The organism is Sphingomonas folli (genome assembly GCF_019429525.1).
Lineage (GTDB): Bacteria > Pseudomonadota > Alphaproteobacteria > Sphingomonadales > Sphingomonadaceae > Sphingomonas > Sphingomonas folii.
On sequence record NZ_JAHXZL010000005.1, the window covers coordinates 311570 to 331490 of the forward strand.

Sequence of the window (19921 nt, forward strand, 5' to 3'; positions counted from 1 at the left end):
CGTAACAATCGAGACGATCAATCCTGCCGGGGTCGAGGAGAGGACATGGCTCAGGACGTATCACGGCCGTCGCGCCGCGCCTGGTTGATGGGAGCGGGCGCGACGCTCGCCTGGGCCGCCAGTCCGGCGCGCGCGCTGCTCGCCCAGGCCGCACCGGCGCCGCTGCCCGCCGCGGTCGAGTCGCTCGTCGCACGCATGACCGTGGAGGAGAAAGCGGGTCAGCTCACGCTGATGGCCGCGGCCTGGGCGGGCGGCGCGGCGACCGCGCTCAACCCGGCGGGCGCGGGCGCCAGCTTCGAGGGACAGCTGCGCGACGTGCGGCGCGGCCGGCTCACCGGCGTGTTCAACGGCAATGGCACGGCGATGGCGCAGCGGATGCAGCGCGCGGCGACGACGCAGTCGCGGCTCAAGATCCCGCTGCTGTTCGCCGCCGACATCATCCACGGCTTCCGCACCGTTTTCCCGGTACCGCTGGCCGAGGCGGCGAGCTTCGACCCCGAGCTGGCGCGCCGCACCGCGCGCGCCGCGGGGGCGGAGGCGGCGGCGTCGGGGATCGACTGGACCTTCGCGCCGATGGTCGACATCGCGCGCGACGCGCGCTGGGGCCGCGGCGTCGAGGGCGCGGGCGAGGACGTGCTGCTCGGGCGGCTGATGGCGGCGGCGCGCGTGCGCGGCTTCCAGGGCGAGAACGGGCTGGCCGATCCGCGCGCGGTCGCCGCCTGCGCCAAGCATTTCGTCGCGTACGGCGCGGGCGAGGGCGGGCTCGACTATAACAGCGTCGACGTCTCGGAGCGGACGTTGCGCGAAGTCTATTTCCCGCCGTTCGAGGCGGCGCTGGCGGCGGGCGCGCCCACGGTCATGGCCTCGTTCAACGAGATATCGGGCGTCCCCGCCACCGCCAACGACTGGCTGCTCACCGAGGTGCTGCGCCGCGAGTGGGGCTTCGGCGGGCTGGTCGTGTCCGACTATACCGGCGACGAGGAGCTGATCGCGCACGGCCTCGCCGCCGACGCGCGCGAGGCGACCAGACTGGCCTTCCTCGCCGGCGTCGACATGTCGATGCAGAGCGGCTTCTACCTCCGGCACCTGCCCGACCTGGTCGCGACGGGCGAGGTCCCCGCGGCGCGGCTCGACGAGGCGGTGCGGCGCGTGCTCGCGCTCAAGGTGGCCTTGGGGCTGTTCGACGACCCGTTCCGCCGCATCGACCCCGCGCGCGAGCGTGCCGAGGTGCGCACGCCCGTCACGCTGGCGCTGGCGCGCGAGGCCGGGGCGCGCTCGATCGTGCTGCTCAAGAACGACGGCCAGCTGCTGCCGCTGCCGCGCTCGGGCAAGCGCGTCGCGCTGATCGGCCCGTTCGTGTCCGGCCAGCACGACCTGATCGGCCCGTGGAACGTCTACGGCAGCGATGCCGGCGCGACCGACCTCGCCACCGCGGTGCGCGGCGTGGTCGGCGACGCGGCGCAGGTGAGCGTCACGCCGGGCACGGCGGTCCACGCACCGCTGCCCGGCGGGATCGCCGCCGCGGTCGCCGCGGCGCGCGCCGCGGACGTCGCGGTGCTCGCGATCGGCGAGGCGCAGGACATGTCCGGCGAGGCACAGTCGCGCTCGGCGGTGGTGGTGCCCGAGCCGCAGCTCGCGCTGGTGCAAGCGGTCGCGGCGACCGGCACGCCTCTGGTGGTGCTGCTGCGCACCGGGCGCGCGCTCGCGCTCGACGCCACGGTGCTCGACGCGCGCGCGATCGCGGTGACCTGGTTCCTCGGCTCCCAGGACGGCCCGGCAATCGCGGACATGCTGTTCGGCGCGGTCCCGCCCTCGGCGCGCCTGCCCGTCTCCTTCCCGCGCGCGACCGGCCAATCGCCTTATTACTACGCGCACAAGTCGACCGGGCGCCCCAACCCGCCGGGGCCGCTCCAACCGTTCAAGGCACATTATCGCGAGTTCGAGCAGAGCGCGCTCTTCCCCTTCGGCCACGGCCTGACCTACGGCGACGTCGCTTACTCGGACCTCGCGCTGAGCGGCGAGCGGCTCGCCCCGGGGAGTTCGCTCACGGTGCGCGCCACGGTGACCAACCGCGGGCGCCACGCCGCGGAGGAAGTGGTGCAGCTGTACGTCCACGACGTCGCGGCCAGCGTCACCCGGCCTGTGCGCGAGCTGAAGGCGTTCCAGCGCGTCGCGCTGGCGCCGGGCGAGCGCAAGACGGTGACGTTCGTCCTGCGCCGCGACGACCTGCTGTTCGTCGGGCGCGAGCTCGAGCGCACGGTCGAGCCCGGCACCTTCCGCCTGTGGGTCGCACCTTCTGCGGAGGCGCAGGGGCTCGGCGCCTCGTTCACGCTCGGCTAAGCCACTGCCCCGACATGTCGCGTCGTTGTAAGAATGTCACAGGGTTTTGCAAATTTATTACCGCGGTGTTGCGGCAGCGCTACCAGGCTTGTTTCTCCGAGCCCCACCGGTTTGAGTGGACCCAATCGATAAAAAGGGTACCACCATGAGATTGTCGCGTTTTCTCTGCGCCACGGCGATCGCCGGGGCCGTCGTCGCGCTCCCGGGCGCCGCGCTGGCCCAGGCAGGGTCGCCGACCCAGGAGCAGGACGCCACCGCGCCGGGCACCACTGAGGTCGGTGCCGAGGACGTCGTCGTCACCGGCTCGCGCATCCGCCGCCCGAACGACGATTCTCCTATTCCGATCACCACGATTACCGCACAGGACATCTTCGAGACCGGTCGCATCTCCATCGGCGACACGCTCAACCAGCTGCCGCAGCTGCGACCGTCGCTCGGCTCGCAGAACTCGACGTCGGGGCTCGGCACGCGCGGCGTCAACTTCCTTGACCTGCGTGACCTCGGCCGCTCGCGCACGCTGGTGCTGGTCAACGGCCGCCGCCACGTCTCGGCCGACATCATCAACAACGGCAATGCCGTCGACATCAACACCATCCCGACCGACCTGGTCGAGCGGATCGACATCGTCACCGGCGGCGTCTCGTCGGTGTACGGGTCGGACGCGATCGCGGGCGTCGTCAACTTCGTGCTCAAGGACAGCTACGACGGACTGCAGCTCCACGCGCAGAACGGCATCAGCACCTATGGTGACGCCGGCAACCAATATGTATCGGCGCTGGCGGGAAAGAACTTCGCCGACGGGCGCGGTAACATCGCCGTCAATGCCGAGTTCGCGCACCAGCAGGATTATTACGCGTCCGGCCGGCCGAACCTGCGTCAGAACAACGGCTTCATTGTAACTGACACCGATGCCGCCAGCGCGCCGTCCGACGGCGTGTTCGACCGTACCTTCTACAATGACCTGCGCGGCGCGACGATCTCGCTCGGCGGGCAGGTCGGCATCCGCTACCGCGCGGGTACCGCGCCGTGCGGCGCGGACTCGGTCGGCAATTCCTTCACCTGCGGCTATCTCTTCCAGCCCGGCGGCGCGCTGGCGGCACAGACCGGCACCCGCGTCGGCCTGGCGCCGAACGGCAACTTCGTCGGCGGCAACGGCACCACCAGCCGCGAGGGGAACCTCCTGGTCCTATCGCCCGATCTGAAGCGCTACGTCGTCAACGTGATCGGCCACTTCGAGGTCTCGCCCGCGTTCGTGCCGTTCATCGAGGCCAAGTACGTCCGCACCGAAGCCTTCGGCTCGCAGAGCGGCCCGTTCTTCTCGCAGGGGACCACGCTGGCCGACGGGATCGATGCGGGCTTCGCCGATCGCTCCTACTCCAACGCCGGCTCCGTGACGAACCGCGAGGGCATCCGTCTCGACAACCCGTACCTGGACAACGCCGCGCGCGGCACGATCTCGCAGCAGCTGATCGCCGCGATCAATTCCGGCGTGAACCCGAACACGGGCGCGGCCTTCACCGGCGCCAACGCGGCCGCGAACCAGGCGGCGGCGCTGGCACAGGTGGCGGCGGGCACCTACCGCTTCTCGCTGCGCCGCAACTGGGTCGACCTGGGCACGCGCGACGAGCGGATGGTACGCGACACCTATCGCGCCGTAGTCGGCGTGCGCGGCGACTTCAACGACGATTGGCACTATGAAGTGTCGGCCAATTACGGCCAGCACAAAGAAAATAGCGTCATCACCGGCAACGTGAACACACAGCGCTACCTGCTGGCGGTGGACACGACGCGCAACGCCGCCGGCCAGATCGTGTGCCGCTCACAGGTCGACCCGGCCTATGCCGGCGAGGACATCGGCGGCGATCCCTCGCGTCTCGCCGCTGATATCGCCGCCTGCGTCCCGCTCAACCCGTTCGGGCAGGGCTCGGTCAGCGACGCGGCACGCGCGTACCTGATCAACCCGACCACTGCCGAGGGCAAAGCGACCCAGTTCGTCGCCAGCGGCTATGTCGCCGGTGATCTCAGCCAGCTGTTCGAGCTGCCCGGCGGCCCGGTGGGCTTCTCGGTCGGCGCCGAATATCGTCGCGAGACGCTGACCTACGACCTCGATCCGCTGACTCAGGCGGGCTACAACTTCTACAACGCGATCCCGAGCTTCCGGGCGCCCGCGTTCGAGGTGAAGGAAGCGTATGGCGAGATCTCGGTCCCGCTGATCAAGGACGTGTTCCTGATCAAGGAACTGACGCTCTCGGGCGCGGGCCGCGTCGCCGACTATAAGGGTTCGGTCGGCACCGTGTTCGCATGGAACGGAAATGCCGTCTGGCGTCCGATCAACGACCTGCAGCTGCGCGGCGGCTATGCCAAGTCGGTGCGCTCGCCCTATCTCGGCGAGACCTACGCGCCGGCCGGCCAGAACTTCACGCCGGCGCCGGCGGATCCCTGCTCGGCGCGTAACATCGGCACAGGATCGGCCAACCGCGCTGCCAATTGCGCCGCAGCGGGCATCCCGACCAGCTACGACTATGTCTACTCCTCGTCACTGGAGATCAACAGCGGCGGCAACCGCAACCTGTCGGAGGAGACGTCCAAGTCGATCACGCTGGGCGCGGTCTTCCAGCCGAGCTTCGTCCGCGGCCTGTCGGTGTCGGTCGACTATTACGACATCAAGGTCGAGAACGTGATCACCTCGCCGGACGTGCAGCAGGCACTGAATGCCTGCTACGATGCGCCGTCGCTGGACAATCAGTTCTGCGCACTGTTCCAGCGCGCCGGCGCGGATGGTGGTCCGAACGGCGAGGAGCCGTATCGGATCATCGAGGGGTCGTACCAGGACTCGCCGCGTAACTACGCTCAGCTGCGCGCGCGCGGCATCGACACCCAGGTCGCGTACAACCACGACTTCGGCATCGTTCGCGCCTCCCTTGAGGGTGTGTGGACCCACATTCTGCAGCGGGACGACTTCACCGATCCGTCCAACCCCAACTTCAAGAACGTCATCACCGACGAGCTCGGCACGCCGTCCGATCGCTTCAACATCAGCACCAACCTGAAGTTCGGCGCGTTCACGATCGGCCACACGCTGCGGTGGATCGACAGCATGTACCTGAACACCTGGGAGGACTATAATGGCGTCAACGGCGAGCCGCCGCAGAACGCCGATTATGCGCCGATCAAGAAGTATCCGACCGTCACGTACAACGACATTCGCTTCTCGCTCGACGTGAACGACCAGTTCAACTTCTACGGCGGCGCCACCAACATCGGCGACGTCAAGCCGCCCTACGGCCTCACCGGCATCGGCCTGGGCTCGGGCATCTACGACAATCGCGGCCGCTTCATCTACATGGGCCTTACCGCGAAGTTCTGATGCGCGGATCAGCGTGTTAGGGAAGAGGGGTCGGGCATCTGCCCGGCCCCTTTTTTTCGTTCGGTACGGAGCGGCAGATGGCGGTGGAGGAAGCAGAGCGGCTCGCGGCATCGGGGCAGGCGGTCGCCGCCGCCGAGCTGCTCGCCGCCGCCGCGCGCGGCGGCGACGCCGATGCCGCGATGCTGCTGGCGGTGTGGCTGCTGCGCGGCACGCCGCTGCGACGCGACCTTCCGGCCGCGCGAACCTGGCTGCGCCGCGCGGTGGAGCTCGGCCACGTCGACGCCGCGCTGACCGAGGTGGCGCTCACCGCCAACGGCAGCGGCGCGCCGGCGGACTGGCCGCGCGCGCTCGCGCTGCTTCGCACCGCCGCCGCGAACGATCCCGTCGCCGCGGCGCAGCTGGCACTATTGCGGGCGATGGCGCTCGACGACGACGGCCAACCGAGCCGCCTGGCCGCCCCGGAGACGCTGAGCGCCGCGCCGCGCATCGTTCGCCATCCCGCGCTGCTCACGCCCGCCGAGTGCGCGCATCTCGCCACCGTGGGCGCCGCGCTGCTCGAGCCGGCGCGCGTGATCGACCCGCGCACCGGCGCCTGGGTGGCGCATCCGATCCGCACCTCCGACGGCGGCGCGATCGGGCCGACGCGCGAGGATCTCGTCGTCCGCGCGATCAACGCGCGCGTGGCGGCGATCAGCGGCACCACCGTCGCGCAGGGCGAGCCGTTGACGGTCCTGCGCTATCGCCCCGGTCAGGAATATCGCCCCCACCTCGACACGATCCAGGGCGCCGCCAACCAGCGGATCGTGACCGTGCTGCTCTACCTCAACCAGGGCTTCGGCGGAGGTGAGACGCACTTCCCCGACGCGGGCGTCACCGTCACGCCGCGCGGGGGCGACGCGCTGCTGTTCGCCAACACGCGCGCGGACGGCCGCCCCGACGCGGCGGCGCGCCACGCCGGGCGGCCCGTCACCCAGGGTGCGAAATGGCTGGCGACGCGATGGATCCGCGCCGCACCGGTCGATCCCTGGACGATCACCTGAGCGGCCCGGGCGAGCCGCGCCCGCCCGGCCCCCCGGGCCTCAGCCGACGTAACCGAAGGCGTCGCCGGTGAAGCTCAGCTGGCCCGGCTGGATCCCCTTGAGCAGGATCGTGTTGCCGTCCCCGAGATCGATCAGCGTGTCGCTGCCGACGTCGGTGACGACCGGGGTGCCGTCGAGCGTATAGGCGGCGATGTCGATCGTGTCGCCGCGACCGAAATCGCGGATCGTGTCCTTGCCGAAGCCGTCGGCGAAGACGAAGCGGTCGCTGCCGCTACCGCCGGTGAGCATGTCGTTTCCAGCACCGCCGACCAGCGTGTCGTTCCCCGCCTCGCCGCTCAGTCCATTGGCGCCGTCGCTGCCGCGGATCACGTTGTTCAGCGCGTTGCCCGTGCCGCTGTAGGCGCCGCCGCCGAGCGTGAGATTCTCGACCTCGGCGGCGAGACGATAGTCGACCGAGGCGAGCACGGTATCGATGCCCCCGCCGCTGAGCTCGATCACCTGGTCGCCGCGGCTATCGACGACATAGGTGTCGTTGCCGCCCTCGCCGCGCAGCGTGTCGTCGCCCTTGCCACCGTCGAGCCGGTCGTCGCCCGCGCCGCCGTACAGCGTGTCCTTGCCGCTGCCGCCGTAGAGTTTGTCATTGCCGTCCCAGCCGCGCAGCAGGTCGTTGCCGTCGAGACCGTACAGCGTGTCGTCGCCGCGGCTGCCGTACAGCTCATTGTCGAGACCGTTGCCGGTGCCCAGGCGCGCTGCACCGAGGAGGTACAGCTTCTCGACCTGCGAGCCCAGCGTATAGTCGATCGCGGCATAGACGGTGTCGATCCCCTGATTGGGGTCCTCGATCACGACGTCGCCGCGATTGTCGACGTAATAGGTGTCGTTGCCCTGCTCGCCGCGCAGCACGTCGGCGCCGCTGCCGCCGTCGAGCCGGTCGTCGCCCCATCCGCCGAGCAGCAGGTCGTTGCCCGCGTCGCCGAACAGGCTGTCGTTGCCGCGCATGCCGTGCAGCTCGTTGGCCAACGCGTTGCCGAGCAAGGTGTCGTTGCCGTCCCCGCTCACCGCATTCTCGATCTGTGTGCCCGACGCGATGGTGAAGGCGCGCGTCCCGCCGAAGCTGGTCACGCCGCCCTGTTTCAGCGAGATCGTCACGTCGCTGGCGATGGCCGCGGCGTTGATCCAGTCGGTGCCGCCGTCGCTGTCGACCAGCATGTGCCGCCCGTCCTCGCCCGCGATCGCGGCCATGGTGAAGAACTCGTTGGTGTAGGTGTAGACGTCGCCGGTGCCCGGGGCGGCACCGTACATGTCGAGCTTGAGCGTGTTCACCGTCGTGCGATTGGCGTCGTAGGTGCCGAACACGCCGGCGGTCTGCTCGAACTGGAAGGTCCAGGTGCCGAGCGTGTCGACACCGCGGAAGCCGCTGAGCCCGAAGGTGAAGGTCTGCGACGCGTCGGTGACGGTGGTGGCGTTGGTGTCGCTGAGGTCGATATAGCCCTCGGTACCGTCGGGCGCGATCAGCTTGATCTTGAGCCCGACCGCGCTGGCGTTGAACGAGGAGGTGCCGTCGCCGAGCAGCGTCGAGAAGTTGAGCGTGAGATCGAGATGCTCGACGTCCACGTCCTGGGTCACGCGGAACTGGAAGCTGGTCGGCGTCCCCACGAAGTCGTGGAACTGTGTCAGCGCGGTGTCGGCCGCGGTGGCGACCGAGGTCTTGCCGACGCGGATCGTGCCGGTCGAGGCGCTCACCTCGTTGGCGCTGGTCTTGGCCGCGCCGAACAGCGACCAGACCTCGGCGAGACGTACCGCGTTGTACGCGTCGACGGCGCCGTAGCCGTAATCGTTGCTGTAGTGCATCGCCCCGCCGTTCCAGCCGGCGTCGTCGCCGTTGAGCTGGAACTGGCGGTTGTTGAGCACATAGGTGAGGCCGCTGATCGTCGAGGTCGCCGCGGTCTGGCCGGTGTCGAAGGCGACCGGGAGCTTCGCCGAGGCGGCGAGGATGTCCTTGATGTCGCGCCAGCCGAGCTCGCCGTTGGCGTCGAGGATGAGGCTGACGACGCCGCTCACCACCGGGGTCGCGCCCGAGGTGCCGCCGAACGTGTCGGTATAGTCCTCGGCGCCGCCGGGCTTGGCGAGCGTGTTGTAACCGTCGCGCCCGAGCAGGTCGGTGGTCACCTGCCCCGTCCCGCCGAGCTCGGCATAGTCGTTGGACGGCGCCGAGACGAGCAGGTGCGCGCCGCTGTCGACATATTGCGACGAGCTGCCGTCGACCTCGCGATAGGCCCCCACGGCGATGACGTGACGGTCGCTCTTCCAGCTGTCGGCCTGCCCGTCGATCACGTCGTTGCCGGCGGCGGCGACGTGGGTCGTGCCCAGCCCGCCGCGTCCCTCGGCCGAGCCGTAGCCGAGCGCCGTCACCATGCCGTTGGCGAACGAGCCGGCGGTGGTGCGCGCCGCGGCGGTGGTGACATAGTCGAGCCCGCCCCAACTGTGATTGGTGACGTCGTAGCGCGCCGACTGTTTCACCGCCTCGAAGAATTTGGTGAGGTCGGCGCCGTTGACGAAGATCCCCTCCTTCGAATCGTCCTCCGAATAGGGGTCGAAGATGTTCACGCCGGTGAGGTGCGCGCCATAAGCGACGCCCACCCCGCCCGCGCCGTTGCGCTCGGCCGCGATCAGCCCGGCGACCGAGGTGCCGTGCGGGCCCGAGGCGGGGCGATAGTCGCCGTCATAGACCTTGCCGTCGACCACCACCTGCTTGGAGGCGTCGTAGTTCCCGTCGAGGTCCCAGTGCGCATATTGCACGCCCGAGTCGTAGACGCCGACGGTCACGCCCTTGCCGGTATAGTCCTTCCAGACGGTCTGCAGGTCGCCGAGGCGCTGGAGGTGCCACTGATCCTTGGCGAGCGGGTCGGCGACGTCGATCGCGTAGAGCTTGAACGCGGTGGTGACCGCCTTGCCGGTCGAGAGGTCGAACGCCGGGATCGGCCCGGCGGCGACGGCGGCCGCGGGGACGACGCCCGGCTGCGCGCTCAGCCCGGCAGCATCGAGTGGCCCGGTCGTCGCGCGCTGACCGGTCGCGGCGGCGCGCGCCGGGGCGAGCGCGGCCATGTCGCCGGGGCCGTATGTACCCTGATCGATCCGCTGCCCGGCGGTACGCGACGCTATGTTGAGCTTCGATGCCATGCCTGTCTCACTCCCGGTGAAGGTCGGCCGGCCAAGGATGCACGAACGCCCGGCGGTGGGGCCGCCGTTGTCGTCGCCGCCCCTTCCCTGACTGGTCGGACGCACGTTGTTGCTCGAGCAAGAATGAGGTTAACTATGGTGAAGGAAGCTGACAAGGCGCAGAATTTCACCGCCGCAATAAAGCGTCATCGACGGAAACTTTCGCGATACTTCTTCTGAGAGGGATCAGACGCAACGATCGTGCGAGGTTGAGTGGCTCGCCGCCCGCACGGGCGCGCTCCAATCAGCCGCAGGTGATCTCCACGACGCGCCCCGCCGAATCGAGGATCACGTTCAGCCGATCCTCGCGCAGGTCCATCGTCCGCGGCTGGCCGACGCGGAGCACGCGCACCTCTCGGTGACCGCCGCCGAGCAGCGGCGCGCGCATGTCCTCGGACCATCGCTTGCCGACGAGATCCGCGCCGGCGCACCCCGACACCGCCCCGGCGCCGGCGAGCCGTCGCTGCTGCGCGCCGGGCGGCGGGAGACGCGAGCGACCGTGTGGCTGCTGATCGGGCGCATTGGTCATCAGCGTCGCTCCGAGGATGAAGAGGATGAACATGACGGTCCTCCGGGCTGGGACAGAGGTACATCCTACTCGATCCCGCGACGCACAGGGAAGCGCTCGCCCGTTCGCCGAACTGGGTACCAGCTTTTCTCCCACCGTTTTCGCTAGATGACAGCGGCGATCGACTATGTCACAGGCCCGCCATGATCGACGTCACTCGCGAACTCGTCGCTTATGCGATCATCGGCGCGGTCCTGCTGGTCGGCATCCCGAGCGCGATCGTCATACTGCGCCGGCGCCACCGCCAGAAGCTTCGTCGTCGCGGCATCAAACGTTACGGCCACTGATCGCCGGGCCCGTTCGAGCCCGCGAGGCTCGCCCGGGCGCGTCGCCGGCCGCGAGCCGTCTCAGCCGGCGCGGCGGCGCGCCGCCATCTCCTGATAGAGCCGCTCCACCGCGCTGCTGCCGGTCGAGCGGAAGAGCCCCGGTACCACGGCGTGGACCAGACATGCGGTTCCTGCACCCAGCAGCGTGATCCCGAAGCGTGAGGCGACCCGCGCGTGCGCGAGATAGCTCTCCCCGACGGCGCGCGGGTGATCGACGAACATCCGACTGAGCATCTCGCCCCCTCCTCCACTCGGCGAGGAGGATAGCGCCGATCATCGGCGATGAGCGTCTCTTCTATCAGCATTTCAGGGGTGGATTTGGCCATTTCGTGCTATGATCGAGCTCGCATGGAGAATATCTCCCTCGACTCGACCGATCGCCGGCTGCTCGGTCTCCTCCAGGAGGATGCCGCGATCTCGGTGGCCGATCTCGCCGCCCGGGTGGGCCTCTCGGCGACGCCGTGCTGGAAGCGAGTCAAGCGGCTCGAGCGGGTCGGGCTGATCCGGTCGCGGGTCGCGCTGCTCGACCGCGCCGCACTCGGTCTCGACGTCACCGTCTTCGTCGCGGTGCGCACGACGCAGCACAGCGACGAGTGGCTGCAGACCTTCGCCGAGGGCGTGGCGCGCATCCCGGAGGTGGTGGAATTCTACCGGATGAGCGGCGAGGTCGACTATCTGCTCAAGGTCGTGGCGCGCGACATCGCCGATTATGACCGGATCTACCGCAAGCTGATCAAGGTCGCGCCGCTGCACGACGTCAGCTCCTCCTTCGCGATGCAGGAGATCAAGTCGACGACCGCGCTGCCGCTGTAGCCGCGACCCCGCCCGATGTGCCCGCCGCCATCTCGGCGCCGCGCCGCGCCACCGCGTGCAGCGTCCGCTCGAGCAGGGCCGTCAGCGCGCGATCATGGTCGAGCACGTCGAGCCCCGCGCGAGTCATGCCACCGGGGCTCGCCACCGCGTCGGCCAGCGCGGCCGGGCCACGCTCGCTCGCCGAGGCCATAGCCGCCGCGCCGTCGACGGTGGCGAGGGCCACCGCCGCGGCCTCGTCGCGCGACAGGCCGATCGCGACCCCGGCATCGGTCAGCGCGTCGACGAAGCGGAACAGGAAGGCGGGACCGGTGCCCGACAGCGCGCCCGCGGCGGCAAAGCGCGCGGCATCGTCGAACCACTCCACCAGCCCCAACGGCGCGAGCAGCCGATCCACCACCGCGCGCGCCGTGGCCGGCGCCGCGGGCGCGTGCACCGCGACCACGCCGCGGCCGAGCTCGACCGGGAGGTTGGGCATGGTCTGGATCGGCACGGGGCCCGGGAAGGCCGCCGCCAAGCGGGCCGGATCGGCGCCGGCGAGCATCGAGACGAGCAGCGGCGCCGCGCCGACCGGGGCGCGATGCACCGTCGCCACCGCGTCGAGTTGCTGCGGCTTGATGCCGAGGATCACCGCGTCGGGCGGCGGCGCGTCGGGCAGGTCGCGCGCCTGGCGCACGCCGACCGGCAGCACGCGATGCTGGCGATTGACGACGTCGACGTCCTCGGCCGCGACCACCCCGCTCGCCAGCCAGCGCCGCAGCATCGCCGAGGCCATGTTGCCGCAGCCGATCATCCATAGCCGCATCGCGCGTCAGGCCTCGCCCGCGGTCTCGACCATCGCCGCGGCGATCGCCTCGCTCGGGGACTTGCCGCCCCACAGTACGAATTGGAACACCGGGTAGAAGCGCTCGCACTCGTCGATGGCCGACTCGACCAACAGCTCGGCGGTACTCAGCGCCATGGTCGCGTCGCCGTCCTCGGCCTCGATCGCGGTGGCGTTGCGATAGAGCAGGATGCCGCTGCTCGACCAGATCTCGAAATGCCCCATCCACAGCTGCTCGTTGACGAGCGCGAGCACCTCGTAGACCGGCGCGCGCCGGCCCTCCGCCACCTTCACGTCGGGGAAGGCGAGCAGCTGGAGCACGCCGTCCTCCTCGCGCCACAGCGCGCGCAGCTCATATTCGGTCCAGCTGCCCTTGATCGAGGCGGTGATCTCGTCCTCGCCGCGCTCACACGGCCAACCATGCGCGAGGAAATAGGCCTCAAGCATGTCGAGCGGTGCCTCGCCCGCATTGTCGTCGTCCGCCTCGTCGAGCATCAGTGTCTTATCGCTAGGCACGCGGCCCCCTCTCCTGGCGCGACGCGATCAGACGCCCGACTTGGCGGCCAGCGCCGCCTCAAGCGTCTCGATCCGCGCGCGCAGCGCGTCATTCTCGTCGCGCGCCGCGGCGGCCATCGCCTTCACCACCTCGAACTCGTCGCGCGCGACGAAATCCAGCCCACCGATCCACTCGCGCGCGCGCGCGCGCGCGTTCGCCTCGGCCTCGCGCCCGACGCCGGCGAGAGTGCCGGCCGCGCCGTTGAAGAGCTTGGCGAGGTCGCCGAACAGATGATTCTCGGACTGCATAAGATCATTTTCCTGTAGAGGCGATTAACCGACCATCTGGGACGCCGCGGCCGGCGACACAAGCCGTTCCGCGTCGGGGTTGAGCTGATCGATACGCCAGTTGAGCGTGCCGGCGAAACCCAGCCACATCATATACGGGACCAATAGCCACGCGGCGCGGCGGCGCACCTGCGCGAAGACGAAGGTGGTGAGGATCGTCAGCCCGAGGATCGCGACGATCAGCAGGAACGCCGCGGACACCTGGTGCGCGCCGAAGAACAGCGGCGTCCACACCAGGTTGCCGGCGAACTGCGCCGCGAACAGGGCGACCGCCAGCCACCGCAGCCGCGCCCCGCGCGCGCTCAGCACCAGCGCGAGCGCCACGCCCATCATGACGTAGAGCAGCGACCAGGCGACGGGGAACAGCCAGCCCGGCGGCGTCAGCTCGGGCTTGGCGAGCGCGCGATACCAGCCGTTCGAGTCACCGGAGGGCACCGTCCGCCCCGACAGGAAGCCGAGCAGCAGCACGCCGGGCACCGCCAGCGCCGCCCAGCGCAGGAAAGACATCCGCAGCTGCTCCCTGGAAGCGACAACCCCCACGCTCGTCTCCCTGATCGGTCCGTCCCGGTACTGCTGCCGCAACGCCCTACTCAGGTAAATGGTGCTTGTACCATTTTCACCCGCGCGCCGCGGCGACGAGGAACTCGACGTTCCCCTCGGGCCCCGTGATCGGGCTCTCGACCACGCCCTGGACCTGCCAGCCGCGCTGCTCCAGCCATGCGACCACCTCGCCGCAGACGCGCGCGTGGACCAGCGGGTCACGCACCACCCCGCCCTTGCCGACCTCGGCCCGGCCGGCCTCGAACTGCGGCTTGATCAGCGCCATCACGCGGCCGCCGGGCCGGACGAAGCCGAGCGGCACCTCGAGCACCTTCGCCAGGCCGATGAAGCTCGCGTCGCACACCACCAGGTCGATCGGCTCGGGCACGTGCGAAGCGGTGAGCAGCCGCGCGCTGGTCTGCTCGTGGACGACGACGCGCTCGTCCTGGCGCAGCTTCCAGGCGAGCTGGTTGGTGCCGCTGTCGACCGCATAGACCCGCGCCGCGCCGCGGCCGAGCAGCACGTCGGTGAAGCCGCCGGTCGAGCTGCCGACGTCGATCGCCGTCGCGCCGGCCACCGCCCAGCCGAACTGGTCGAGCCCATGGGCGAGCTTGATGCCGCCGCGCGACACCCAGGGGTGATCGCGCCCGCGCACCTCCAGCGGCACGTCGTCGGCGAGCGCCTGGCCGGGCTTGTCGACCTTGCGCTCGCCGGCGAAGACCAGCCCCGCCATCACCAGCGCCTGCGCGCGCGTGCGCGACTCGGCGAGGCCACGATCGACGAGCATCTGGTCCACGCGCTGCTTGGGCATGCCGCCCTATCGCGCCCCCGGGACGGCGCCGCAACCGCTCGTCGCTCGGCCGGGTCGGTTCGCGTCAAATGCTGCGTTGCAGGATTGCCGATCGATTTAGTAGGTTATAGCTGAAGGTCCGAGGCCGCGGCGCTGCCGACCCCTAGACTGATCGTCGCGGCCTCACCCAGAGGAGGTGTGTCATGGGACATTCCGCGTTCGACCTGTCGGTGCAGCCGACCGTCCTGACCGTCCCCGGGCTGGGTGGCTCGGGGCCCGCGCACTGGCAGACCCTGTGGGAGAAGAGCCGCCCCGACGCCGCCCGGATCGAGCTGGGCATGTGGGATCGGCCGCATCGCAACGCCTGGGTCACCAAGATCGACCAGGCGGTGGCGAGCGCGCGCGCGCCGGTGATCCTGGTCGCGCACAGCCTCGGCTGCGTCGCGGTGGCGTGGTGGGCGTCGCTCAGCCCGCAGCCTTACGGCTGGCCGGTCGCGGGCGCGCTGCTGGTGGCGCCCGCCGACGTCGATCGCGCCGGCGTCGCGCCTGAGCTCGCCCCGTTTGCCCCCACGCCGAAACAGCCGCTGCCCTTCCCCTCGATCGTGGTCGCGTCGAGCGACGATCCCTGGGTGACGCTCGACCGCGCGCACAGCCTCGCGGTCGACTGGGGCAGCCACTTCATCGACTATGGCGCCTGCGGGCACATCAACGCGGCGAGCGGGCTGGGCCGCTGGCCCGAGGGGCTCGAGCTGCTCGACCGCGTGATCGCCGCGGCCGGTGGCCCGCACGGCGAGGCGCGCACGCCCGGCGACGCGCGCGCCATCCTCGCGCGGCCGCGCGAACGCGGGGCGGAGCTGCGCGCGTGACGGGCCGAGGACCTGCCACGCGCCCCCTCCACGCTCCTCACTCGCGCGGCACGCGCTCCGTCGTCGCCGCCGCGAGCAGCGCGATCCCCAGCGCCGCCCCCGTCGCGCGCCACAGCGCGACATTGTCGGGCGCGGCATAGTCGGCCGTCCCGAGGAATGCTCCCGCCACCAGCCCCGACCACAGCAGCAGGTAGGGCAGCCAGTCCCAACGCGCGCCCTCGCCCATCAGCGCGCCCGCGAGATGCTGGCCCAGCTTGACCAGCGCGCCGGTCATGTAGGTGACCCCCACGCTCACCTCGCCGTCGCGCTGGAACACGGTGTTGAGCCCGCCCATCGCCAGCGCGAGCAGCACCGTGCCCAGCCCGCCGAGCGGGCCGAACTCGGGCAGTGCCGCCGCCACCGCGAGCGGCACCGCGGCAAGCACGATCACCCCCGGCCGCCGCCACCGTCCCAGCGCCGCGCCCGCGGTGGCGCCGACCACCACGCCCGCGACGAAGGCGAGGATCAGCGCGGCCGCGGTGAGCGCCAGCGGCGAACCGCCCGCCAGCGCCACCGCCAGCCGCGTCGAGTTGCCGCTCATGAAGGAGACGAACAGCCCGTTGAGCCGCAGGAAGCCGATCGCGTCGACATAGCCCGCCAGCGCCGCCAGCGCGATCGCCAGCCACCATTCGCGTCGTGGATGCCGGGTCACGCGTCGATCGCTTCCTCGTCCATGCGCGCCGCATTCTCCTGGATGAAGGCGAAGCGGTGCGCCGGGTTGGTTCCCATCAGCCGGTCGACCAGATCCTTCACGCCGGCGCGCTCCTCATATTCCTGCGGCAGCGTGATGCGGATCATGCTGCGCTTGGCGGGGTCCATCGTCGTCTCGCGCAGCTGAAGCGGGTTCATCTCGCCCAGACCCTTGAAGCGCGCCACCTCCACCTTCTTGCCCTTGAAGACCGTGCGCTCCAGCTCGGCACGATGCGCGTCGTCGCGCGCGTAGAGCGACTTGGCGCCGACCGTCAGGCGATACAGCGGCGGCTGCGCGAGGTGCAGGTGCCCCTGTCGGACCAGCTCGGGCATCTCCTGGAAGAAGAAGGTCATCAGCAGCGTCGCGATATGCGCGCCGTCGACGTCGGCGTCGGTCATGATGACGATCTTCTCGTAGCGCAGCTGCTCGGGGCGACAGTCCTTGCGCGTGCCGCAGCCGAGCGCCTGGATCAGGTCGGCGATCTCCTGATTGGCGAGGATCTTGGCCGAGGTGGCCGAGGCGACGTTGAGGATCTTGCCGCGGATCGGCAGGATCGCCTGAGTCTTGCGGTCGCGCGCCTGCTTGGCCGAGCCGCCCGCCGAGTCGCCCTCGACGATGAACAATTCCGTGCCGTCCGAACTGTCCGCGGAACAGTCGGTCAGCTTGCCGGGCAGCCGGATCTTCCGCGCCGAGGTGGCGGTCTTCCGCTTGACGTCGCGCTCGGCCTTGCGCCGGAGCCGCTCGTCCATCCGCTCCAGCACATAACCCAGAAGCGCCTTGCCGCGCTCCATATTGTGGCCGAGCCAGTGGTCGAAATGGTCGCGCATCGCCTTCTCGACCAGCCCCGCGGCCTCGGGCGAGGTCAGCCGGTCCTTGGTCTGCGACTGGAACTGCGGCTCGCGGATGAAGACGCTGAGCATCAGCTCGCTGCCCACCATCACGTCGTCCGCGGTGAGCTCCTTGGCGCGCTTGTTGCCGACGAGCTCGGCGAACTGGCGCAGACCGCGCACCAGCGCCTGGCGCAGCCCCTGCTCGTGCGTTCCGCCATCGGGGGTCGGGATGGTGTTGCAATACCAGCTGTAGCTGCCGTCGCTCCACAGGGGCCAGGCGACCGCCCACTCGACCTTCCCCTGCTGGTCGGGGAAATCCTGCTGGCCCGCGAAGAAGTCGGCGGTGGCACAGTCGCGGCCCGCGATCTGCTCGCGCAGATGATCCGACAGGCCGCCGGGGAATTGGAACACGGCCTCGGCGGGGATACCGCCCTCGCGGTCCCCGTCGGGGATCAGCTCGGGCGCGCAATGCCAACGGATCTCGACGCCGGCGAACAGATACGCCTTGGAGCGTGCCAGCTTGTAGAGCCGCGCCGGCTTGAAGTGCAGCTCGGGGCCGAAGATCTCGGTGTCGGGGGTGAAGGCCACCGAGGTGCCGCGCCGGTTGGGCGCGGCGCCGACGGTCTCGAGCGGGCCGAGCGTCTGCCCCTTACTGAAGCGCTGGCGGTACAGCTGCCGGTCGCGCGCGACCTCGACGACGGTGTCGCTCGACAGCGCGTTGACCACCGACACGCCGACGCCGTGAAGCCCGCCCGAGGTCGCATAGGCCTTGCCCGCGAACTTGCCGCCCGAGTGGAGCATCGAGAGGATCACCTCGAGCGCCGACTTGTCCGGGAATTTGGGGTGCGGGTCGACCGGCATGCCGCGGCCGTTGTCGACGATCGTCAGGCGGTTGCCCGGCTCCAGCGTGATCTCGATGCGGGTGGCATGGCCCGCTACCGCCTCGTCCATCGCGTTGTCGAGCACCTCGGCGGCGAGATGGTGCATCGCGCGCTCGTCGGTGCCGCCGACGTACATGCCGGGCCGGCGGCGGACCGGCTCCAGCCCCTCGAGCACCTCGATCGACGAGGCGTCATAGGCGGGGGTGCCGGCGGAGGGGGAAGCGAACAGATCGGCCATGACGGTCATATAACCACGCGGCGCCGTCGACCCAAGCGCCGCCGACGGTTGCCGCGGCAATGATTTCTCACGAAACCCAAGCGGGACCGGGGTCGTTCGCGGATCGTTCGATCAGGGAGTGACCTACATGAGAGTATATCTTGCCGCCGCGGCGATCGCGGCGTCGCTGGCGGCTGTCCCCGCGGCGGCGCGGGACACCACGACGGGCGATCCCTCGGTGAGCGGCGGTTTCTCCGGCATCTACGCCGGCGCCGCGGGCGGCTATGACGTCCAGCCCAATGACGGCGGCTCGCGCATCGAGTTCGACCGCAACCTCGACGGCCGCTTCGGCGACACCGTGCTGACCGGTACCGGGGCAGACGCCTTCGCGCCGGGCTTCTGCGGCGGCCGCGCGCGCGCCGCGCAGGGGCCGCGCAACGGCGGCCCGGGCTGCGCCAAGGACCGCGACGGCTGGAGCTATTACGGCCGCGTCGGCTTCGACCAGCAGAGCGGGCCGATCGTCTACGGCGTGGTCGGCGAGTTCGGCCGCACCCATATCAACGACAGCACCACCGGCTTCTCCTCCACCCCGGCCAATTACGTGATGTACCGCCAGGTCAACTGGGAGGCAGCGGTGCGCGCGCGCGCCGGCTACACGCCCAACGACTCGACGTTGTTCTACGGCACGTTCGGGCCCTCGCTGGCGCGGATCGACAGCGAGTTCTCCTCGAGCCAGAGCACCAACAGCTTCACCGCGCGCGGGCGGCAGGACCAGTTCGGCTTCCAGGGCGGCGGCGGCATCGAGCAGCGCCTCGGCGACCATTTCTCGGTCGGGCTCGAGTACGTCTATCACCAGTATCAGGACGACGACTATCGCGTCCGTGCCGCCGGGCCGGCCGCCACGCCCTTCACCAACGCCGCCAACGGCGGGACGATCGAGGGCACCGACTTCCGCCGCTCGGACGATAAGTTCCGCTGGCACAGCCTGCGCGCCACCGCGGCGTTCCGCTTCTGAGGTGATCGGGGCGGCCGCGGACGAGCGCCCGCCCCTCCTCCTCGTACACCGGCGAAGGCCAGGCCCCAGATGGGGGGCCTGGTGCGTCCCACAAGCGCACCCGACCGGCCCCCGGCCTTCACCGGGGCACAGCACCCATCCTCTCGCCGTCGCTTGCCCTCAGCGCAGGCGCGGGCCGCCGAACGGCAGCGGGGGGGCGCGACGGTCGCGGCGGGGCAGCTGTGCCTGATAGGCGTGGCCGCAATGGTCGACGCAATAGGGGAAGCCTGGGTTCACCTTGTCGCCACAGAAGTGAAAGTCGGGCTCGCCCGGGTGGCCGAGCGGCCATTTGCAGATCTTGTCGTTCAGATCGAGCAGCGAGGTCTTGTTGGCGAACTCGGGCGCGGTGCGCGCGGGCACCAGCCGCCGCGGCGGCGCGGGCGCGATCGGCGGCTGCTGCTCGCCCGGGGCCTGGCGCACGAAGCCGCCGGGACCGACCGAGCGCAGCACCGGCTCGCGCTTCGCCGGCGGCGCGCTGGGCGCCGCCTCCTCGGTCGACTCGTCGTCCGCACCGGCCGCCGCCGCGTCCGCGCTCGACTCGGTCGCGAAGGCTGGTGGGGCCGGGCGCGCGGCGGGTGCGGGCGCGGCGGCGCGCACCGGCGCGGGCTTGGGCGCGGGCGGCGGCGGCGCCGCGGCAGCCGGCGCCGGCTCGGCGGCGCGCGACTCCGCCATGGTCG

The 19921-nt window shown here is 70.4% G+C and carries 18 protein-coding genes; 7 read left to right on the top strand and 11 right to left on the bottom strand.

Annotated features, from left to right (window positions below; all coding sequences use genetic code 11):
* Window positions 1-45 precede the first annotated feature (45 nt).
* The 3 genes from KZ813_RS10030 to KZ813_RS10040 all read left to right on the top strand — a co-directional run bounded on the left by KZ813_RS10030 (window position 46) and on the right by KZ813_RS10040 (window position 6747).
* Window positions 46-2340 carry a glycoside hydrolase family 3 N-terminal domain-containing protein gene (locus KZ813_RS10030; protein ID WP_258046619.1) on the top strand — a complete coding sequence of 765 codons (2295 nt, stop codon included), beginning with the start codon at window positions 46-48 and terminating at the stop codon, window positions 2338-2340.
* A gap of 145 nt (window positions 2341-2485) precedes the next feature.
* Window positions 2486-5707, top strand: a complete 3222-nt coding sequence (locus tag KZ813_RS10035) for a TonB-dependent receptor domain-containing protein (protein WP_219754836.1) — start codon at window positions 2486-2488, stop codon at window positions 5705-5707.
* A 77-nt stretch (window positions 5708-5784) separates the two neighbouring features.
* On the top strand, window positions 5785-6747 hold the full coding sequence (locus KZ813_RS10040) for a 2OG-Fe(II) oxygenase (RefSeq protein ID WP_219754837.1): 963 nt from the start codon (window positions 5785-5787) through the stop codon (window positions 6745-6747).
* A 39-nt stretch (window positions 6748-6786) separates the two neighbouring features.
* Here KZ813_RS10040 and KZ813_RS10045 read toward each other — a convergent pair whose 3' ends face one another.
* Window positions 6787-9927, bottom strand: coding sequence for a S8 family serine peptidase (locus KZ813_RS10045; protein ID WP_219754838.1), 3141 nt, complete (start codon window positions 9925-9927; stop codon window positions 6787-6789).
* Between the two features lie 283 nt (window positions 9928-10210).
* Window positions 10211-10528, bottom strand: coding sequence for an I78 family peptidase inhibitor (locus KZ813_RS10050; protein ID WP_219754839.1), 318 nt, complete (start codon window positions 10526-10528; stop codon window positions 10211-10213).
* Between the two features lie 149 nt (window positions 10529-10677).
* Here KZ813_RS10050 and KZ813_RS10055 point away from each other — a divergent pair, with 149 nt between their 5' ends.
* The gene (locus KZ813_RS10055; RefSeq protein ID WP_219754840.1) at window positions 10678-10821 is read left to right on the top strand and encodes a hypothetical protein; all 144 of its coding nucleotides are present in this window, start codon (window positions 10678-10680) and stop codon (window positions 10819-10821) included.
* Window positions 10822-10881: 60 nt separating this feature from the next.
* Here KZ813_RS10055 and KZ813_RS10060 read toward each other — a convergent pair whose 3' ends face one another.
* Complete coding sequence (locus KZ813_RS10060) at window positions 10882-11094, bottom strand: DUF6356 family protein (protein ID WP_219754841.1); 213 nt, start codon at window positions 11092-11094, stop codon at window positions 10882-10884.
* 114 nt (window positions 11095-11208) lie between these two features.
* On the opposite strand from KZ813_RS10060, the gene KZ813_RS10065 reads away from it, so the two are divergent.
* Window positions 11209-11673: an Lrp/AsnC family transcriptional regulator gene (locus tag KZ813_RS10065; RefSeq protein WP_219754842.1), complete on the top strand. Its 465-nt coding sequence runs from the start codon at window positions 11209-11211 to the stop codon at window positions 11671-11673.
* Here KZ813_RS10065 and KZ813_RS10070 read toward each other — a convergent pair.
* The 5 genes from KZ813_RS10070 to KZ813_RS10090 all read right to left on the bottom strand — a co-directional run bounded on the left by KZ813_RS10070 (window position 11645) and on the right by KZ813_RS10090 (window position 14687).
* The gene (locus tag KZ813_RS10070; protein WP_219754843.1) at window positions 11645-12475 is read right to left on the bottom strand and encodes a pyrroline-5-carboxylate reductase family protein; all 831 of its coding nucleotides are present in this window, start codon (window positions 12473-12475) and stop codon (window positions 11645-11647) included. The genes KZ813_RS10065 and KZ813_RS10070 overlap by 29 nt on opposite strands.
* 6 nt (window positions 12476-12481) lie before the next feature.
* Window positions 12482-12988, bottom strand: coding sequence for a type III secretion system chaperone family protein (locus KZ813_RS10075; RefSeq protein WP_219754844.1), 507 nt, complete (start codon window positions 12986-12988; stop codon window positions 12482-12484).
* Window positions 12989-13036: 48 nt separating this feature from the next.
* Window positions 13037-13297, bottom strand: coding sequence for an accessory factor UbiK family protein (locus KZ813_RS10080; RefSeq protein ID WP_219754845.1), 261 nt, complete (start codon window positions 13295-13297; stop codon window positions 13037-13039).
* Window positions 13298-13321: 24 nt separating this feature from the next.
* A complete protein-coding gene (locus KZ813_RS10085) occupies window positions 13322-13843 on the bottom strand; it encodes a TspO/MBR family protein (protein ID WP_219754846.1) in 522 nt (173 codons plus the stop codon).
* A gap of 109 nt (window positions 13844-13952) precedes the next feature.
* Complete coding sequence (locus KZ813_RS10090) at window positions 13953-14687, bottom strand: TlyA family RNA methyltransferase (protein WP_219754847.1); 735 nt, start codon at window positions 14685-14687, stop codon at window positions 13953-13955.
* Window positions 14688-14869: 182 nt separating this feature from the next.
* On the opposite strand from KZ813_RS10090, the gene KZ813_RS10095 reads away from it, so the two are divergent.
* Complete coding sequence (locus KZ813_RS10095; RefSeq protein ID WP_219754848.1) at window positions 14870-15532, top strand: RBBP9/YdeN family alpha/beta hydrolase; 663 nt, start codon at window positions 14870-14872, stop codon at window positions 15530-15532.
* Between the two features lie 37 nt (window positions 15533-15569).
* On the opposite strand, the gene KZ813_RS10100 is transcribed toward KZ813_RS10095, so the two are convergent.
* Both KZ813_RS10100 and parE read right to left on the bottom strand, forming a co-directional pair.
* Entirely contained in the window at window positions 15570-16223 is a 654-nt protein-coding gene (locus KZ813_RS10100; protein WP_219754849.1) for a YoaK family protein, read from the bottom strand.
* Window positions 16220-18211, bottom strand: coding sequence for a DNA topoisomerase IV subunit B (gene parE, locus KZ813_RS10105; RefSeq protein ID WP_373369269.1), 1992 nt, complete (start codon window positions 18209-18211; stop codon window positions 16220-16222). Before parE ends, KZ813_RS10100 begins: the two co-directional genes overlap by 4 nt.
* A 127-nt stretch (window positions 18212-18338) precedes the next feature.
* Here parE and KZ813_RS10110 point away from each other — a divergent pair, with 127 nt between their 5' ends.
* Entirely contained in the window at window positions 18339-19205 is an 867-nt protein-coding gene (locus KZ813_RS10110) for an outer membrane protein (RefSeq protein ID WP_219754851.1), read from the top strand.
* A 159-nt stretch (window positions 19206-19364) separates the two neighbouring features.
* On the opposite strand, the gene KZ813_RS10115 is transcribed toward KZ813_RS10110, so the two are convergent.
* Window positions 19365-19921, bottom strand: a 557-nt coding sequence (locus KZ813_RS10115; RefSeq protein ID WP_219754852.1) for a GcrA family cell cycle regulator, incomplete at its 5' end; no start/stop codon positions are given.

Excerpts from the sequence above, each read along its gene's own strand:
- KZ813_RS10030 (WP_258046619.1), top strand. The coding sequence starts at position 46 with ATGGCTCAGGACGTATCACGGCCGTCGCGCCGCGCCTGGTTGATGGGA.
- KZ813_RS10055 (WP_219754840.1), top strand. The coding sequence starts at position 10,678 with ATGATCGACGTCACTCGCGAACTCGTCGCTTATGCGATCATCGGCGCG.
- KZ813_RS10085 (WP_219754846.1), bottom strand. The coding sequence starts at position 13,843 with ATGTCTTTCCTGCGCTGGGCGGCGCTGGCGGTGCCCGGCGTGCTGCTG.
- KZ813_RS10090 (WP_219754847.1), bottom strand. The coding sequence starts at position 14,687 with ATGCCCAAGCAGCGCGTGGACCAGATGCTCGTCGATCGTGGCCTCGCC.
- KZ813_RS10110 (WP_219754851.1), top strand. The coding sequence starts at position 18,339 with ATGAGAGTATATCTTGCCGCCGCGGCGATCGCGGCGTCGCTGGCGGCT.
- KZ813_RS10065 (WP_219754842.1), top strand. The coding sequence starts at position 11,209 with ATGGAGAATATCTCCCTCGACTCGACCGATCGCCGGCTGCTCGGTCTC.
- KZ813_RS10050 (WP_219754839.1), bottom strand. The coding sequence starts at position 10,528 with ATGTTCATCCTCTTCATCCTCGGAGCGACGCTGATGACCAATGCGCCC.
- KZ813_RS10075 (WP_219754844.1), bottom strand. The coding sequence starts at position 12,988 with ATGCTCGACGAGGCGGACGACGACAATGCGGGCGAGGCACCGCTCGAC.
- parE (WP_373369269.1), bottom strand. The coding sequence starts at position 18,211 with ATGGCCGATCTGTTCGCTTCCCCCTCCGCCGGCACCCCCGCCTATGAC.
- KZ813_RS10060 (WP_219754841.1), bottom strand. The coding sequence starts at position 11,094 with ATGCTCAGTCGGATGTTCGTCGATCACCCGCGCGCCGTCGGGGAGAGC.
- KZ813_RS10070 (WP_219754843.1), bottom strand. The coding sequence starts at position 12,475 with ATGCGGCTATGGATGATCGGCTGCGGCAACATGGCCTCGGCGATGCTG.
- KZ813_RS10035 (WP_219754836.1), top strand. The coding sequence starts at position 2,486 with ATGAGATTGTCGCGTTTTCTCTGCGCCACGGCGATCGCCGGGGCCGTC.
- KZ813_RS10045 (WP_219754838.1), bottom strand. The coding sequence starts at position 9,927 with ATGGCATCGAAGCTCAACATAGCGTCGCGTACCGCCGGGCAGCGGATC.
- KZ813_RS10095 (WP_219754848.1), top strand. The coding sequence starts at position 14,870 with ATGGGACATTCCGCGTTCGACCTGTCGGTGCAGCCGACCGTCCTGACC.
- KZ813_RS10040 (WP_219754837.1), top strand. The coding sequence starts at position 5,785 with ATGGCGGTGGAGGAAGCAGAGCGGCTCGCGGCATCGGGGCAGGCGGTC.
- KZ813_RS10080 (WP_219754845.1), bottom strand. The coding sequence starts at position 13,297 with ATGCAGTCCGAGAATCATCTGTTCGGCGACCTCGCCAAGCTCTTCAAC.